Source organism: Streptomyces sp. NPDC002130 (assembly GCF_040296465.1).
Lineage (GTDB): Bacteria > Actinomycetota > Actinomycetes > Streptomycetales > Streptomycetaceae > Streptomyces.
The window spans coordinates 1-15,455 of the sequence record NZ_JBEOXI010000199.1; the positions used below are offsets into that span (position 1 = coordinate 1).

13 protein-coding genes and 6 pseudogenes are annotated in these 15,455 nt (G+C 67.4%); 11 read left to right on the forward strand and 8 right to left on the reverse strand.

All coding sequences use genetic code 11. The annotated features are described in order from the left end of the window. Nucleotides 1-3 precede the first annotated feature (3 nt). The gene (locus ABT116_RS30120; RefSeq protein ID WP_351640372.1) at nt 4-270 is read right to left on the reverse strand and encodes an oxidoreductase; all 267 of its coding nucleotides are present in this window, start codon (nt 268-270) and stop codon (nt 4-6) included. Nucleotides 271-946: 676 nt separating this feature from the next. Here ABT116_RS30120 and ABT116_RS30125 point away from each other — a divergent pair. Further along, a pseudogene (locus ABT116_RS30125) lies at nt 947-1,494 on the forward strand (hypothetical protein). Here ABT116_RS30125 and ABT116_RS30130 read toward each other — a convergent pair. Then, entirely contained in the window at nt 1,451-2,242 is a 792-nt protein-coding gene (locus tag ABT116_RS30130) for an IS5 family transposase (protein WP_351640352.1), read from the reverse strand. The pseudogene ABT116_RS30125 and the gene ABT116_RS30130 sit on opposite strands and share 44 nt — an antisense overlap. A gap of 712 nt (nt 2,243-2,954) precedes the next feature. On the opposite strand from ABT116_RS30130, the pseudogene ABT116_RS30135 reads away from it, so the two are divergent. The 3 genes and pseudogenes from ABT116_RS30135 (at nt 2,955) to ABT116_RS30145 (ending at nt 4,932) form a co-directional block, all read left to right on the forward strand. Beyond that, nucleotides 2,955-4,414: pseudogene (locus ABT116_RS30135) on the forward strand (NF041680 family putative transposase). A 45-nt stretch (nt 4,415-4,459) separates the two neighbouring features. Then, nucleotides 4,460-4,687 (forward strand): hypothetical protein, encoded by a 228-nt coding sequence (locus ABT116_RS30140; RefSeq protein ID WP_351640374.1) that lies wholly within the window; start codon nt 4,460-4,462, stop codon nt 4,685-4,687. Between the two features lie 14 nt (nt 4,688-4,701). Then, on the forward strand, nt 4,702-4,932 hold the full coding sequence (locus ABT116_RS30145) for a hypothetical protein (protein ID WP_351640375.1): 231 nt from the start codon (nt 4,702-4,704) through the stop codon (nt 4,930-4,932). 435 nt (nt 4,933-5,367) lie between these two features. Here ABT116_RS30145 and ABT116_RS30150 read toward each other — a convergent pair whose 3' ends face one another. From ABT116_RS30150 to ABT116_RS30165, 4 genes are all read right to left on the reverse strand, one after another. Further along, nucleotides 5,368-5,874: a hypothetical protein gene (locus ABT116_RS30150; RefSeq protein ID WP_351640354.1), complete on the reverse strand. Its 507-nt coding sequence runs from the start codon at nt 5,872-5,874 to the stop codon at nt 5,368-5,370. A gap of 761 nt (nt 5,875-6,635) precedes the next feature. Beyond that, complete coding sequence (locus ABT116_RS30155; protein WP_351640355.1) at nt 6,636-7,607, reverse strand: tetratricopeptide repeat protein; 972 nt, start codon at nt 7,605-7,607, stop codon at nt 6,636-6,638. Between the two features lie 1,060 nt (nt 7,608-8,667). Continuing rightward, nucleotides 8,668-8,880 carry a hypothetical protein gene (locus ABT116_RS30160; RefSeq protein ID WP_351640357.1) on the reverse strand — a complete coding sequence of 71 codons (213 nt, stop codon included), beginning with the start codon at nt 8,878-8,880 and terminating at the stop codon, nt 8,668-8,670. Nucleotides 8,881-9,185: 305 nt separating this feature from the next. Then, nucleotides 9,186-9,749 (reverse strand): TetR/AcrR family transcriptional regulator, encoded by a 564-nt coding sequence (locus tag ABT116_RS30165; protein ID WP_351640359.1) that lies wholly within the window; start codon nt 9,747-9,749, stop codon nt 9,186-9,188. A 79-nt stretch (nt 9,750-9,828) separates the two neighbouring features. Between ABT116_RS30165 and ABT116_RS30170 the strand changes: the two genes are divergently transcribed. The 4 genes and pseudogenes from ABT116_RS30170 (at nt 9,829) to ABT116_RS30185 (ending at nt 12,650) form a co-directional block, all read left to right on the forward strand. After that, nucleotides 9,829-10,854: an alcohol dehydrogenase catalytic domain-containing protein gene (locus ABT116_RS30170; protein ID WP_351640361.1), complete on the forward strand. Its 1,026-nt coding sequence runs from the start codon at nt 9,829-9,831 to the stop codon at nt 10,852-10,854. A 375-nt stretch (nt 10,855-11,229) separates the two neighbouring features. After that, nucleotides 11,230-11,436: a hypothetical protein gene (locus ABT116_RS30175; RefSeq protein ID WP_351640362.1), complete on the forward strand. Its 207-nt coding sequence runs from the start codon at nt 11,230-11,232 to the stop codon at nt 11,434-11,436. A 119-nt stretch (nt 11,437-11,555) separates the two neighbouring features. Beyond that, nucleotides 11,556-12,132, forward strand: a pseudogene (locus ABT116_RS30180) (restriction endonuclease). Between the two features lie 338 nt (nt 12,133-12,470). After that, nucleotides 12,471-12,650 carry a hypothetical protein gene (locus ABT116_RS30185; protein ID WP_351640364.1) on the forward strand — a complete coding sequence of 60 codons (180 nt, stop codon included), beginning with the start codon at nt 12,471-12,473 and terminating at the stop codon, nt 12,648-12,650. Between the two features lie 355 nt (nt 12,651-13,005). Here the strand turns inward: ABT116_RS30185 and ABT116_RS30190 are convergent. Then, nucleotides 13,006-13,799, reverse strand: a pseudogene (locus tag ABT116_RS30190) (IS5 family transposase); the annotation flags it as partial. Here ABT116_RS30190 and ABT116_RS30195 point away from each other — a divergent pair. Beyond that, nucleotides 13,792-14,004: pseudogene (locus ABT116_RS30195) on the forward strand (IS630 family transposase); the annotation flags it as partial. The pseudogenes ABT116_RS30190 and ABT116_RS30195 overlap by 8 nt on opposite strands. A 17-nt stretch (nt 14,005-14,021) precedes the next feature. On the opposite strand, the gene ABT116_RS30200 reads toward ABT116_RS30195, so the two are convergent. Beyond that, complete coding sequence (locus tag ABT116_RS30200; RefSeq protein ID WP_351640368.1) at nt 14,022-14,435, reverse strand: hypothetical protein; 414 nt, start codon at nt 14,433-14,435, stop codon at nt 14,022-14,024. A gap of 282 nt (nt 14,436-14,717) precedes the next feature. Here ABT116_RS30200 and ABT116_RS30205 point away from each other — a divergent pair, with 282 nt between their 5' ends. Further along, the gene (locus tag ABT116_RS30205) at nt 14,718-15,221 is read left to right on the forward strand and encodes an SMI1/KNR4 family protein (RefSeq protein ID WP_351640370.1); all 504 of its coding nucleotides are present in this window, start codon (nt 14,718-14,720) and stop codon (nt 15,219-15,221) included. Nucleotides 15,222-15,334: 113 nt separating this feature from the next. Beyond that, nucleotides 15,335-15,455 (forward strand): annotated as a pseudogene (locus tag ABT116_RS50955) (maleylpyruvate isomerase family mycothiol-dependent enzyme); the annotation flags it as partial.

Genomic DNA, 15,455 nt, shown 5'->3' on the forward strand with positions numbered 1-15,455 from the left:
GGCTCACGCGTCCGCGTACTTCGTCTCCGCGCTCGGGTCCAGGGCCAGACGGTAGCCCCGCTTGACCACCGTCTGGATCAGCTTCGGGGTGCCGAAGCACTGGAGCAGGCCAGCGCCGCCGCGCGCCTTCTCTCTGTAGTAGTCGATGTAGTCGTCGGTGACGTAGCCATCTCGCGGGAAGCGTGTGGTGTGCGGTGTGCTCACGATGCGATTCCGCACGGTGAGGTTTCCGAGCTGGAACGGGCTGGTCAGGTGAGTCAAGCTGGACATGTCTCCGGGCCTTGTGCGCTGTTGTTCATCGGGTGGGTGTGAATCGCCTTGGCGATAGAGGCGAGCACGTCCCCGGTGAGGACGAATGACGTGCCGATGTGCGGGTGGCGTTGTGAACGACGCGGATCAGGAGGCCGGCCCGGACTCAGGCGTCGGCCGGTGCGTCCCATCGAAGGCGGACGCTGACAACTAACCCGGTCCCGCTGTGTACCCCGGCGACCGGCGGACTGGGCGCGAGTGCTTGAGGGTGGCCCTGCCGCAGGGCGGGGGCGCCAAGCCGACGAAGGCGGCTGACACACCCCTTGGGCGACCAGGAGACCGCCCAGCGGGGCATACCGTGACTGCCACGAACGTGCCTCCTAAAGGCTCAACGTGCCGCAATGTGGCACGCCGTGCTAAATTGTGGAACGTACACCTAATGTGGCAGCCGAGTCGGCGCCGGTCAAGGTCAGCGACAAATCGACTATCCGCCGTTTCGGCAGCGCGACGAAGCCCTTCCGGCCGTCGCTGCGCTTGGCGATCGCCAATATCAGGTCCAGTGGCGCGACGGTGCTCGATGACTTAGAGGTTGTTGTCTTACCGGGCTTGAGGACTGCGTTTCCCCTGGTCGGGCATGGGGTCGGTGATCCCGTGGGAGTTGTGGCCTGTCGTGCTGTCGCTGCCTGGGAGGTCGTGGATGCCGTCGGTGGTCGGGCTGTTGGAACAGCGTGTGCCGGGTGCTCGCCGTCGTGTGGACGAGCTGAGGGAGGCAGCCGACCGTATCCAGGCCGAGTGGCCGTGGCCGAGCGGGAATGGAAGGAGTGGGCCATTGCCTGCTCGCGGGTCGGCGATGTGCTGGCCCCTGTGGACGAGAGCGGGCAGGACCAGGCCCCGGCCGAAAGACCGCGCCGACCGCCGAGGAGCAGACCGCAAAGACGTCGCAGGTGCCGGCCGCGGCGAAGTCGAAGTCGCAGGTGCCGGTGTGGCGTGAGGGGCTGGCCTGGTCGGTGCTGTCGGTGGACTACCAGCGCATTCTGCAGGTGCTCGCGGACCGGGCCCGGCTTCATCAAGGGCCGTTGACGTGCCAGGAGATGGCCGCGGGGTTCGGCATGGACGTGGTGCCGGCTCGGGTGGAGGCGCTGCGGTCGAAGGCGAAGTGCTTGGTCGCACCGGTTGGCTGCCGAGCGGCAGCCGGGCCGGTTCACGCTCGCTGCGTGTGTGGCCGGGCCAGGCGGCGGGTCATGAGCAGGGTCATCGACCAGTAGATCATCGCTTCGGCGCTGGTGGTGCGGCGTTCGTAGTCGCGTGCCAGGCGGCGGGTGCGCATCAGGTGGGCGAAGAACCGCTCGACGATCCACCGCTTGGGCAGCACCACGAAGCCGCGCATGTCGTCGCTGCGTTTGACGATCGCCAAGACCAGCGCGAAAGCGGTGAGCCAGTACTCGACGAGGCTGCCGGTGTAGCCGCCGTCGGCCCAGACCAGCTCCAACTGGTGGTGTACGTCGGTGACTTGTCGCAGCAGGACCTGGGCGGCGGTGCGGTCGCCTGTGACCGCTGCGGTGACCATCACCCCCAGCAGCAGACCGAGCGTGTCGACCACGACATGCCGCTTGCGCCCGTTGATCAGCTTGCCGCCGTCGAATCCGCAGCTGTCGGAGCTGACGACGGCGTCCGCCTTGACGGACTGCGAGTCGATCACGCCGGCCGTCGGCTCCGTATCCCGCCCCTCCCGCTCGCGGATCCGTGCGCGCAGCCGGTCGTGGAACTCCTTGGCCAGGCCGTGGTCGCGCCAGCGGCGGAAGAACGCATAAACCCGGTCCCACGGCGGGAAGTCGGCGGGCATCGCCCGCCACTTGATCCCGTTATCGACCAGGTAGCGGATCGCATTGAGTATCGCCCGGTGGCAATACGCCTCCGGCTGCCCTCCCCGGCCCAGCAGCCAGGCCGGCACCGGCAACAACGGCCGGACCACAGCCCACTCCGCGTCCGTCATGTCCGAGGGATACCGCCGAACACGTTCCGGGTGATCGGCCGCGTTTCCGAACCGGTGAGCGACACAATCACACGACGGGGCAGCCGAGTTGAACTCCACCGGCACGAGCACGTAGAACTGCGGCAACAGGGTCTCCTCGATCTCGGTTGGCTTCGCAACCCCGAGCTACCAAGAGGCCCTGCCTTCATGCACGCGGCCAGCTGCGATCACCCGATCGAGACTCCCGTTCGACGCACACCCCTCAAGATCGAAACGACAACAGCTACTAAACGCCCTTCTCTGACGATTGCACCTGGCCGGTGCCGCTGTTACGACACACTGCGGCACCGGCACGGCGCAGAATACGCGGACCCTCACAGTGCAGCCCACCCTCGATCATCCTGCGTGGTGACCCAACCACACCCAGACCACGTCAGTCGGCGGCGGTCTGGCGCTCGGCGAGCCTCCACCGAGCCTGCTGCAAGTCCCCGTACGTCGCTGCGTTCAGCGGCTCCATCCGTGCGAGCGCCCTCGCCTTGTCATCCTGCTCCATCGCGCTGCCGGCGAACCCAGCAACAGCTTTCCGCCTCGTTCAGCTTGTCGTTTAACATCCCAGTCCGAAATGCGACTCGAACTTGGTCGCTCACCTGGGCGTTCGCCGGACATGCGGGCGGCCCCGACTTGATCCTGTGCTCCGACCAAGGACGCACGCGATCAGACCGGGGCCATGGAGATGAGTGTGCTGCAACAGCCGGACAAGCGGGAGGCGTTCGCGACACTGTCACGCTTCCGGGCGGGGTTCTACGAGTGCCTGAACGGACGCGGGAATGCCCTGTTCGAGCTGACCGATGCGCTGCTGTGCACGGACGGCCCGGTCAAGACCCTGGTCGATCTGGCGCTCGCGCCGGAACACCGCCGCGGGCACGGATCTCTGTACGGCGGGCTGAACCACGGCCGCATCGACGTCGCCCGGCTGCGGCGGGCACTGGCGCGGCTGCCACTGCCGAAGGCGGCTGACGGCCGCCTGGTCCTGGCGGTGGACGTCTCGCCGTGGCTGCGACCGGATGCCGCCACCTGCCCGGACCGCTCGTTCTGCCATACCTACGGCCGTGAAGAGGCCAAGCACCAGATGATCCCGGGATGGCCGTACTCCGTCGTGGCCGCGTTGGAGACCGGCCGCACCTCCTGGACTGCCGTGCTGGACGCCGTCCGGCTGCAGCCGGGAGCCAACGTCGCGGCCGTCACCACCGCCCAGCTCCGGGATGTCGTCGAACGGCTCGTGGCTGCCGGCCAGTGGACCGACAGCGACCCGGACATCCTGGTGGTGCTGGACGCCGGATACGACGCTCCACGCATCGCCCACCTGCTCGGCGACCTGCCGATCGAGGTCCTGGGCCGGATGCGCTCCGACCGCGTCCTGCGACGCCCGACACCACCGCGCGTCTACGCCCCCAAGGGTGGCCGCCCGCCCAAGCACGGCAGCGAGTTCGTCTTCGGCGACCCCGCCACCTGTGGCGAAGAGCAGGCCGTGACCGTCACCGACACCCGCCTGTATGGGACCGCGGCCGCACGGGCCTGGGACCGGCTGCACCCACGGCTGACCAAACGAGCCGCCTGGCTCGACCACGACGGACCGCTGCCCATCATCCAGGGCACCGTCATCCGGCTGGCCGTCGAGCGCCTCCCCTCCGGAGGAGACAACAAGCCGGTCTGGCTGTGGTTCCCGCATCGACGCGACCCGGCGGACGTCGACCGCTGCTGGCAAGCGTTCTTGCGCCGCTTCAACCTGGAACACACCTTTCGGCTGTTCAAGCAGACCCTGGGTTGGACCAAGCCCCGGTTACGCAACTCGGAGGCGGCGGACCGCTGGACGTGGCTGGTGATCGCCGCCCACACCCAGCTGCGACTCGCCCGCCCGTTGGCGGTCGATCTCCGCCGGCCGTGGGAGAAGAAGGGCGAGCCGCACAAGCTCACCCCGGCTCGAGTCCGCCGGGGGTTCCGGAACCTCCAGGTGAAGACCACTTCACCAGCGCGTGCACCGAAACCCACCACACCTGGCCCGGGGCGCCCGCCCGGCTCGAGGAACCGGCGACCGGCACCACGCCACGATGTCGGACGCGTCCTGGCCACCGTGAGGCATACAGCCGACCGGCACACCACAAGACAGGGACAAAGCCACGCCGCACCACATAACGCTGCAGCTCAACACCCACGAAAGCCCATGGGCAAGATGAGCACATGGTCAACGACATTCCAGGCTTCACCATCCCGCGCGGAGCAACAGGGTTCTTCCGCCCGAAGGACGGCCCGCTTCCCGAGACCGACCTGCCCGCCTTTCGCACCGCACTGTACGCAGCCGCCCGCGCCGCCGGAGGCAAGGTTGGTGAGCTGGAGAGACAGGCCTACCCACGCACCTTCCACACCGCGACGGTCATCGATGGCACACGTGAGTACGTCATCCTGTGACACGCCCACCACCCTTGATCGCATTCGTCCGGGAACGCCGGGACTGGTATGCCGAGGAGTTCCTCGCACCGCCGCCGTGGGCCCACACCTTCACCCATGCGGAGTTTGTGGTGCTCACCTACGAGCAGCTCACCATGCCTCTGTCGGACGTCGACACCTCGGTCCTGACCCCGGGCGAGAGGTGGGAAGTGCGCTCCTACAGCATCACCACGTTGGGCGGAGTGCTCTTCAACGCTTGGGACTGATGAGCGATGACCGTAAACCATCAGATCAGCCGTTAGTGCTACGGGGCGCTCGCCCCATGTTCCCCGACGTGCTCCAGCAGCCGGACGGCATCGCCGCCTGTGGCAAGGATCTCGTTCAGTCCGGGCCCCATCGTGGGCGACTACTACTGTTCTGGATTGAGTTTCCCGTATCCCGGGGAACGGGTCAGTACATCGCATGCACCCCTGGCGTGGGTGATGCCTTGCGCGCGCCCGCGGCTGCGCAGTCGCCGCCGCGGGCGTCCCAGCCGTCCCTGATCCAGGACTGGTTCCTGATCCAGGACTGGTTCCTGATGCTTCCGCGCGGTCACCGGTGCGGAACGTATCGCCCCGGGAGAGGCGGCCGACATTCCCTTCTCCTTCCGTGAGCAGACCGCCGGGCTGAGGGGCAGGGACACCGCTGCCCCTGGGCCGGGGTCAGTGGTGATGCTTGTCGACTGCCCGGAAGCTGCCGACAAGCGCGAACGGCACCACGGCTCCATCGAGAACCACTGTTCCGGGAATGGCGTTGCTGGAGCCTCCGCGCCCGATAGTCGCAATTGCAGCACCGTTGTCGCACGTAATCCCGGTGAAGAATTCGACCCTATTGTCAGTTTCGTTTCGGACGTTGAAGCTGGTCGCCGGACTACTGATTACAGCGATGCACTCACCCCCCTCGACCGAATACGTTCGCTCGTTGACATAGACCCGTCCGCGATCGTCCGAACGGTCGCCGTACCTCGTCTGCCCGTTCCCTCCGGTCTGGCCGTCCCCGCCCGTCTGGCCGTTTCCTCCCATGTCTCCTCCGTGAGGCAAGGAGGCAGCAGCCTCTTGCACCGACGGGGCGGACGCGGAATTTGAAGCCGACGCATAGTCCACGGTGGTTACAGCCACGACGGTGACGCCCACCGACAATGCGATCCCGACCACGGTACGCGTTCGCATTCCGCTTCTCCCTCTCGCAGGCATTTCGCTTCTCCATCTCTCAGGGATGCCAGCCGATCCGGCCCCCTACGAATGAACCTACTCACGCCGGATTCTGTCGCCACTTCAGAAATCCATGGGGGACCACCAGAAAGGGGCCGATCGGGCGTTCAAGAGTCCGGAGGGGAGGCATGTGACGAATCGTCACAAAGCAAGAGAGGAAGCGACTTGGCTACAAGGCTGGGGCCATAAGGGGGAAACCGCTGACACCCAGTCACACTTCTGCGCGCGTGTCGGGCATTGACAATGCTCCGCGCGACGACACGACAAGGACGCCACTCTCGGACATCGGGATCTGACCTGGTCAGCGCCTCACAGCAGGAAGCCTAGTGCTGTGACCGGGAAGGTTCGCCGGTTGAGTACGCTGAGCGCCGGCAGCGGCGGACGAGGAAGGTAGGCATGACGCGGAGACCGTCGATGGACGAGGCTGTGGGACTGCTTGAGGGCGAACTGGAGGCCGGGCGGCGGGCGCTTGCTGAAATTGACACGAAGACGCCTGGCTTGCCTACCTCGACCAGCAGCTCAAGGGCGAGGCGGCCCGCCCCTAGACCCGTGCCCTGGAGGAACGCCAAGCCGAACTCGAGGCCGCCCGGGCAGCCAATCGGGACCTGACCCGTGCTCTCAACCAGCGTGGCTGACCACGACCTGCCCACCTCTCGAGTCACCGCGGGAAGGATTCTGGCGGCTCATGGCCCAGGGCAAGAAGTCAGTCATCGCAGGTGCTACCCGCGCACTACCTTCGCCCCGTCCAGGCGATCGCGGAGGTGAGCGACGGCCTTGTGCGGCTGGCCGCGCCGCACCAGGCGTTCAGCGAGTGCGATGGCACCGTCCACCGTTCCGCAACGAAGGAGTTCCTCGTCGGATCGGGCGAACTCGGCCGGCTTCGCTTCTGCATCCACGGCACGGCCGCTCAGCTTCATGACCTCGGCCCTCATGAACGCCTGTTCCTGGTGGTCGCCACCGTTGCGGGTGAAGTGGTCGTCGATCCAGGTGAGGGCGTCGTCGGCCCGCCCGGCATCGACCAGGATGCGGCACAGCAGGTGGATGAGCCAGTCGCAGTCGCCGTCGGCAGTCTCCGCAGCCGTGCGCAGCACTTCGACCGCCTCGCCATGACGGCCGTGACGGGCGAGGAGCTCGGCGAGACCGAAGGCCGCATGGGGATTTCCGGTCCCGGCGGACTGCTCAAGCAGGGCAACCGCTTCTGGGATCCGGTCCTGCTCTTCGAGCAACTGGGCCAAGGCCGCCAGGGCGTACTCCTCGCCTCCCTCGGCCGGGAACGCGCGCAGCTCAGCCTCCCGTCCGTGGCGGCCCAAGAGACGTGCGAGCTGCTCGGCGTGGTCTGCGTACACGACATCATCGACACAAACGTGCCTGCCCAGCAGGTGGATAGCCTCATCGATCCGGCCTTGGAGTTGCAGGAACCTGGCACGCAGAGGGGCTGTGTCCACGGCGTCCGAGCTCCAGGGCTCGAACGGGTCCGGGCTGGTCTGGATATCGGGGAGCAGGGCAGCAATTTCGACGTCGCGGCCATGGCCCGCGGCGAGCTCCACCAGTTCCTCTGCGAGCAGGAGGTCTGCGGCCCGCGGTCCGAGCAGGGCGACGACCTGGTCGAGGTGATCCTGCCGAGCCAGCAGCCGTGCCAGATCACGCTGGGCGTACCGGTGCCCCGTCTCGGCGAGCGGACGCAGCAGCACGATGGCCTCGTCATACCACTCCCACTCGGCGAGCAGCCCGGCGACGGTGTCGACGGCAGGCCACCAGCGGTGGCCGCGAACGGCTCCAGCAAAGCCAGCGCCGTCGCTCGTCCGTCCGGGCCGGACTCGGCAGCGGCCTCGGCGAGCCGGCAGGCGCAGAACCAGTCACCGTGGGCAGCCGCCTGGCGCAGGATGTCGTGATCGCCGTGCTCGTGAAGGAGTGCAGCGACGGTGGGAGGTATCCAGCCGTCGTACGTGCGGTGGCGGTGCTCCAGGTCGACTCTGTCCATGGTCGCGAACCCTAGCTTGCGCCGCCGGTATGACCAGCGCCTGCAGAGCCCGTGCGCAAAGCATCTCGGTGAACATCACCGACGAGACGGACACATCACGATCGGAATGCGTGGGCCTGCTTGACAGCGCCGTGGAGTCTGGCGGCCAGGCTGCCCCGCCTGATGCCATACCAGTGATCGTCTGGCTCGCTGACATCTGAGCTTGGCGGCCACAGGCTGCTGCTACAGCGAGGTGAATCCCTCGTTCCAGCGATCCCGCTACACCTGTTGCAATCACTACAGTGATCCGATACCGGCGCTGAGCTGTGCGAACGCTCCTTGTACGCCAATGCCACACAGCTAGCCCCAGAGAACCCGCTGTGCCAGTGGTGCATGGCACCGGCCATGGCCAAGTGGGGGCCCGACGTGCGGTACGCCACCACACGCGGCTAGCCACAGGGCGCAGGCCCGGTCCGAGGGGTGCCAGCCACGGCCACTTCTAGGTCAGCCGTATGTCAGGAAAGCGAGAGGGGCACGGTGTGGTGCGCCAGTGGCGTGGCGCTCTTAGGCTGGTTGTAGCATCTCGCCGCCCATGGCCAGCGGCGGTGCCGTGACCTGGTAGTTGTCGTCGTGTCTCACGGCTTGGCCAGCTATCCAGTCGCACGATCGTGTCCGAATCCTCGGATGGCTGGCTTGCTGGCTCGTCAGCTCGCTGGCTAACCACCAGCTGACGGAGTGCAGAACGCAACGGGGGTGCCGGCCGGAGTGGCTGGCGCCCCGCTGCCGTGCCGTCAGGCCGGCTCGGGTGTGGGCGTCTCGGTCCGGCTGCCGCTCAAGACGTCCACGATGCGGAAGTCGTCGCGCTCCAGGGCCTCGGCGATCGCCACGGCCATGTTCTCAAGGCCGTCCGTGTCGGCAGGTAGGCCGCCGTGCGCCTTCCGGTAGGCGGCCATGGTGTCCACGATCCTGAGCACAACATCGATGTTCTCCGCACTGCTCTGCATCACGCCTCCTGTTCGTCGTCGCTGCCGCCGTTGACCGCGGGAGCGTCGGCGCGGAGGCAGGGCCGCGAATTCGAAGGAACCTTGTCGCCGGGTCGGCTGGACAGCCGCGAATGCTCTCTAGCCAGGCAACGCCAACCGCGTTCGCTGCCGCGCCTGGGCAGGCTGGTGATAGTCGGCGACCACACCACCGAGTAGACCGTTCACGTAGCCGACCACGCTGCCCGCGTTGGCAACACCGAGTCGGCGGAAGCCCAGCAGCGGCCCGTCCTGGCCTTGGTCACCGTGGCGTCAATGGGTCGACCGGCCTATCTGGTCAGCAGGGAGGTGATGGTGACGCGCACGGCCTGGAGCGCGGCCGCATCCCCGGAGGTACGGCTGAGCAGGAGCGCGCCTTCGATCGCTGAGAGGAGCACGAGTCCGAGCCGGTCGGCGTTGTCCGCCGGATATCCCTCGTCGCGCAGCGCGGTCGAGAGCGTGGTGGCCCATGCGGCGAACTGGGCGGCAGCCGCACGCTGCAGGGGTCCGCTGGCCGTGGGAGCCTCCAGGGCGAGTGGGGCGATGGGGCATCCGTCCAGGCCGTCGCTGGTGTCCAGCGCGCGGATCAGCCAGGTGATCCATCGGTCCAGTGCGGTGTGCACGTCGTCGGAGCGGTCCAGCAGCGCTTTCAGCGTGGCCCCGACCTCCTGCCCCTCCTGTTCCACCACCGCTACCGCAACCTGTTCCTTGCCGCCCGGGAAGTGGTGATACAGCGAGCCTGCCACCGTGCCGCTGTCATCAAGCAGTTGTTTGACCCCGGTCGCCGCGTAGCCCTGCCGCCGGAAAAGCCGCGCCGCACTCTCGATCAACCGGTCTCGTGCCTGTTGGCTCACTTGACACCTCCTTTTAGAGCGATCATTCTAGCTGTCTCCCCGCATTAGAACGAGCGCTCTAGCGGTCTCAGGAGGACGCATGCGCGCGCTCTGGTATGTCCGGCCCGGCCGGCTTGAATGGCGGGAGTCGCCCGAGCCACGGATCACCGACCCCGCCGCGGCGATCGTGCGGCCGGTCGCGGTCGCCACCTGCGATCTCGACGGCTGGATCGTCAGAGGGGAGATTCCGGCGCCCGGCCCCTTCCCGGTGGGTCACGAGTTCGTGGCGGAGGTGGTCGAGGTGGGAGAGGCCGTCACCGGCGTGGCTCCTGGCGACCGGGTCTCGGTGCCGTTCCAGATCAGCTGCGGGCGATGCGGCCCATGCCGCGCGGGCCTGACCGGCCGTTGCCGGGCGGTCCCCTCCGGTTCGGCCTACGGCATGGGACCACTGAGCCACGGCATGCAGTGGGGAGGCGCGGTCGCCGACCTGATCCTCGTGCCCTACGCCGACGACATGTGCGTGCCTGTTCCCGCTGACCTTGACGCCGCCGCGCTGGCCGGTCTGTCGGACAACCTGGTCGACGGCTGGCGCACGGTAGCCCCCTACCTAAGTGGCCCGGGCGAGACGGCCGACGCCCGCGTGCTGGTCTTCGGAGGCGGTTCCGGCGGCCTCTACGCCGCAGGCGTCGCCGCGGCCCTGGGCGCCGAGGTGACCTACGTCGACCGGGCCGAGAGCCGCTGCGCGGTCGCCGAGCGGCTCGGCGCGCGGGCGATCTGCGAGCCGGCCGGCCGCAAGTACCCGTCCCACCCCATCGTCGTCCACACCAGCCGAAACCAGGACACCCTGCGCACCGCCCTGCGCTCCACCAGCTCGGCCGGGGTGTGCACGGACACCGGGATCTTCTTCAACGGTGATGTCGCACTCCCCCTGCTGGAGATGTATGTCAAGGGCGTCACCTTCGTGACGGGCCGCATCGACGCACGCGCCGCCATGCCTGCGGCCCTGGACCTCATCACCTCCGGCCGACTGGACCCCAGCCCGGTGGTCGGCGAGAGGGCACCCTGGGACCAAGCGCCGGCCGCCTGGGCCGAACACACCAGTCGTCTCGTCCTGACCCGAACCTGACGCATGGCTGAGGAAGGTCCACGCCCGGCAGACGGGTCGGCGCGGTCGGACGTCCCCCCACCCCGGCCGCAGACGGGGCTCGGACACGGGTGAGCTCAGCATCGGTTCCGGCAGCGTCCACGTCACGCACCATGCCTTCCACCGCGCCCGACGGCCGTTCGAGTGCTCTGACCTGAGCTGGCAACGTCCTGTTCAGGCCTTCCCTGATCACCACGTGTGCTGCTGCGCGGACCGATTGTCAGTGCCTGCTGTCACCATGGGCGGTCCGGTCGCTTCGAGGGGGAGGCATCCATGCCTTTGGTACGCCCGTATGTGCGCTCTGACGGGATGCCGGTTCGGGGGCATTCGCGCTGGCCCGCGGGCGCGAGACGGGAAATGACGATCTTCACCGGGTTCGCGTTGGCCGTGATGGCGTTAGGCAACGGCAACGCCTCGACGGGGAGTGGAGAGGCGGCTCCGCGGCCGCAGTCGACTGTGCAGTATCCGACCCTGTTCGACGACGCTCCGCCGCCGCTGATTGTGCAGCTGCGGCCCACGGTGTCGTATCCCGTCCGGTTCCCGTCGGTGGAGGGGAGCCGATGACGCGTCGGCGGCCGCCGGCACGGCGGCGCCCTCGGCGTCCGAGCAAGCGGCAGCAGCAGAAGGACGCTCAGCTGATCGCCTTCGCTGTGGTGGCGGCAGCGGTCAGCGGCTTGGTGGTGATGGTGGTCAAGCGGCTGCTGGCCCACTGGTGGGTGCTCCTCATCGGCCTGGTGCTCGTCGTGCTCGCCGGTATCGGCTGGCTGTCGAACCGTCGGCAGCAGGCCCGCTGGGAGGCTGTGCGCGCAGGGCCTGCGTTACGGGCTGTCCCAGCTGGATGCGCTGCATCACGCCAGGTTCGAGGAGGCGGTCCGGGACCTGATGCGCCGCGATGGCTGCCAGGACGCGCAGCGAGTCGGCGGGGGCGGCGACCTGGGCGCGGACGTGAAAGCCACCGACCCGCTCGGGCGGCGCTGGGTGATTCAGTGCAAGCACCGCCGCAACGGCGCCCGCGGCTCTGCCGTGGGCACGCCGGATCTGCAGGTCCTCAATGGGACGGCCCTGCCGGTGCACGGCGCGGACGTCGCGGTGATCGTGACGAACGGGCGGGTGACCCGGCCGGCGGTGGACTTCGCCAAGCAGCAGCGGCTGCACGTGGTGGACCGCCAGACCCTGGCTGTGTGGGTGTCGGGATCCCGGCCGCTGTGGGAGCTGCTGCGGGCCGTTCCGCCCCCGAGGCGGCCCACTTCTCTGAGCTGAACTGCGGACAGCAAGGTCGTCCTCCGCGCCTCGGCGCATAGGTCAGTCGAGGATGCGCAGGTCGATGTCGGGTTGGCAGTGAGTACCTGTTTCCGAACGTTGTGCTGATCGATTGGTCCGGACTGGAGTGAGTCAGGGTGGCCGGGAACTCGTAGTTTCTAATCGATCTCTGTCCCGACAATGGGGAAGTCTGTGAAGTCTTGCCGTCTGTCACTCGCCCCCCGACAATTGACCGTAGAGTCAACCAAGTTGGCTCATCTGCGGTGGATCTCTGCTCAAGCAGCCCGCGTCAGCGAGGTGATGAGGGGATGCTCCACCGCCAGGAGGAGAGGAAGCAGATGAGCGACTCGCGGCAGGTTCAGAGCGAAGAAGAAAGGCGTCGGCGGGAGGAAGAGAACAGGCGTCGGCTGGACTGGGAGTTCCAGCTGGAGCAGGACCGCCAGCGCAGGGAACGAGAAGCAGCAGCTGCGGCCCAGGCGGCAGCGGATGCTCAGGCTCAGCAGCAGTACTGGAGTTGACAAGGAGCCCATCCGTTTGAGTCGCGCGGCCGTGACCGAGAACCCCTGATCTCTGAGCGGTCGGGGGTTTTCATGTGCCTTGTCGCTGACGTCTCGCGTGTTGCTGAGTGCCTTTGCAATTCTGAGCTGCGCTTTTGCCCAGATCAGGGTTCGAACGGTGGTGGTTCGGGTGCTTGCTCCAGGCTCTGGGAGGGCGAAGTCGCTGACAGGCTTCGGGCGGCGGTGGGAGAGTGGTGCTCAGGGAACGCGATCCGAGCCCAGTGACCTCTTGATGGCACTGCTGACCGTCAGTGCCGTGACGATCAGTCACGGTGGGCTTCGCGGGAGGTCAGCTGTCCGCTCTGCGGGAGTTTCGGCGGGTGATTCGCCTGGGCATGAGGGTGATCGCGGCCCAGGTGATGAGCGATTCCGAGTGCTGGATGAGCCGTTCGTAGTCGCGTGCGTGTCGGCGGGCGTTCATGACCCAAGCGTGTGAGCGTTCGACGACCCAGCGCCGGGGCAGCACGACGAACCCGGAGGCGTCCTTTGGGCGGCTGATGGTCTTGATCGTCAGGTTGAGGTAGGTCTTCGCCCAGGTCGCGAGCTGTCCGGCATAGGCGGATTCGGCCCAGACGATGGTGATCTCGGGGTGCATCAGCCGCAGCCGGAACAGCACTTCCTTGGCCGCGTTGCGGTCGGTCATGTCGGCCGGGGTGACCATGACGAACAGTGGCAGGCCCTTGGTGTCCACGACCAGGTGATGCTTGCGGCCGTTGATTTTCTTGCCGGAGTAGCCGCGGGAGTCCTTGCCATCGGTCTCGGCGGCCTTGATCGACTGGGAGTCGATGACGGTGGCGACCGCTCCGGGAGCGTTGGCCATCTCGCGGCGGATCCGTTTGCGGAGCTGGTCACGGATCTGCCCGATGACGCCGGCGGCGGCCCAGCGGGCCATGAATCCGTAACACGTGCGCCAGGGCGGGTAGTCCTTGGGTAGTGCCGCCATTTGCAGCCGGCGTCAACGACATATCGGATCGCATCCACGATCTCTCGGCGGGGGTGCTTCTCGGGTCGGCCGCCTGTCTTCGTTTCGCAGGCTGGTGTCGGTAACAAGGGCACGATCAGTGCCCATTCGTCGTCCCAGGTGTCGGAGGGGTAGCCCGCCTGGCTCACAGTGTTCCAACTCCCCAACTGCACGCCGGACCTGAACCCGCAGGAGGGCATCTGGTCGCTGGTCAAACGCGACATCGGCAACCTCGCCGCAGCCGACCTGGGGCAGATCACCAGGTCCGTGAAGCGCAGGCTCAAGCAGATCCAGTACCGCCCGGATCTCGCCGACAGCTGCCTTGCGGGCACCGGCCTCATCACGGACGACTGACCGGCGCTGCAGATTGCTCAGTCGCCGTAGTACCGGTCGTAGACGGCGGAGCGCTCCTCCACTGAGAAGCCCTCGAATTCACCGTCTGCCTCGAGCTCGCGCAGTCGATCCAGCGCCGCCGTCGCAGAAGGTGCACGGTTGGCCGAGAGGTGGGCCTTCGTCGCGTCGAGCCCATGCCCAAGCAGGAATTCGATGTCGATCGAGCACGCTGCGTCGAAGCTGGCTTGCTTCGCACTCCAGATCAGGAGCACGTCGTCGAGATCGCCGCTGTTGAACAGCTGGAAGCAGCAGAGCCTCATCAGCTCAGTGTCGCCCGCGCCCTGGACGCGTCGCTCGCGCGCCGTGTGCTCTCTGAGGAGTGCACGGATCTCGTCGAGGTCCGCGCCGACGGGGCGAAGCCCGTAGCGGCGCCAGCATTCCTCGACATCCATCGCTGGTCTCCTTGATCGTCCGGCCAGGCCCGTGGCCTGTCGGCCCCACCCATCGCCGTCCGGTCGGACGGCGGCCCCTCTGCCGGTCACAGTATGCACACCGAGGGCCAGCCCATGTGGGTCGGCGGTCATTGGCGCAGGTAACCGATGGCCCACGCCACCCGACATCACGTTGAGTGGCGACTGCACCCTCAGGCAGGGCTCTCCAGGACCTCCCTCGGATGTGTCTCTGCCGGACCGATCGGTAGGGTCTCGGAGACGAGAGAAGGGCACCACATTCTCTTGCCTGCGGCCTACAGAGCGTTCCTCATCGAACTCGGGGGCAGGGGCGCCAGCCCCTTCTACGGCCTTCTTCCGCTGGAGAAGTGCAGGCTGTTCACGATGAACCGGAAGGCGGCGGACGGCAGTCCGAGGGGATTCACTCATGTGGACCACCCGTCCGCGCTGCAGGGTGACCTGTTCCTCCACATCATCGAGATGGGTTGTAGCGATCTCTGCCTCATCGGAGTGACCGGTCCCCTTGCCGGCCGCGTGCTCACCGGCAACGCGGACGGCTTCTGGCCTCCGAACGTCTTCTCGGCACAGGACTTCCTCAGCTGGTACGAGCGCTGGCTCAACCACATGCGGGACGGCAAGGACAACGCCGCGCTGGGGCTGTCCTCTCCGGAGATCGTCGCGAGCCCCAGGTGGGGCCCCCGCGCCAAGGAGGCACCTCAGAGCCTTCGCCGAAGGGGCCCTCAAACCGCCGGCACGGCCGTCATCGACTCCCGAACGCATCGACATTGATCAAGCGATGGGGTCACACAGTGAGTCCCGAAGCCGTCGACCAACGACTCCAGTTCTCTGTACAGAGCCACTGGGCTACATGAGCGCGGTCGGCGCCCAGTCCGCCGAAGCGGGTGACAAGGGCACCGGCCCACCAAAGGACGATCGAGCGTGACGCGCTGATCCCGCTGCTGCGGGGCCGGGCCGGGGAGGACTTCGCGCGGCCGGTCGCCGCGTGTCCGGGCTGGACGGTGC